Here is a 381-nt window from a genome sequence, read left to right as displayed (position 1 = left end):
ATTCTAGCTGAATTCCGTTTCACGTCATCCTGACAAGGCGGGAAAAGTCCGCCGGGTTTTTGGCGACGCCGGACGACGACCGATCGCAGCGGCTGTCGCCCGGTCAAGGATCCTGCCTTATGAACAGCGAATGGCCCGGAATACCCTCGCGCAGACGCCCGTCCTCGAAATCGCTGTCCGCGTTAAAGGTCAGTCTCGGCAGGCTGTCATAGCGGGACAGGATCTCGGGATGCTGTGCCAGTCGCGGCGCAACCGGTTCTCCAGATCATCCTTGGCCGCGCCCTTGTGATAGCCATGCACACCGTGAACGATCAGGGGGCGCAAGACGTCGAAACCCAGATAGCGGAAAGTGTAGGCGAGCGGCCAGAGCAGCATCTGCAC

The 381-nt window shown here is 60.6% G+C and carries 1 protein-coding gene; it reads right to left on the bottom strand.

What is annotated here, in order from left to right:
- Positions 1-189: 189 nt before the first annotated feature.
- On the bottom strand, positions 190-381 hold a 192-nt coding region (locus tag FMN52_RS00005), incomplete at its 5' end, for an NAD(P)H-dependent oxidoreductase (RefSeq protein ID WP_162525007.1).

Origin of the sequence: Marinobacter sp. BW6 (assembly GCF_008107725.1) — a bacterium.
GTDB lineage: Bacteria > Pseudomonadota > Gammaproteobacteria > Pseudomonadales > Oleiphilaceae > Marinobacter.
This window is presented reverse-complemented; position numbering and strand designations above follow the sequence as displayed.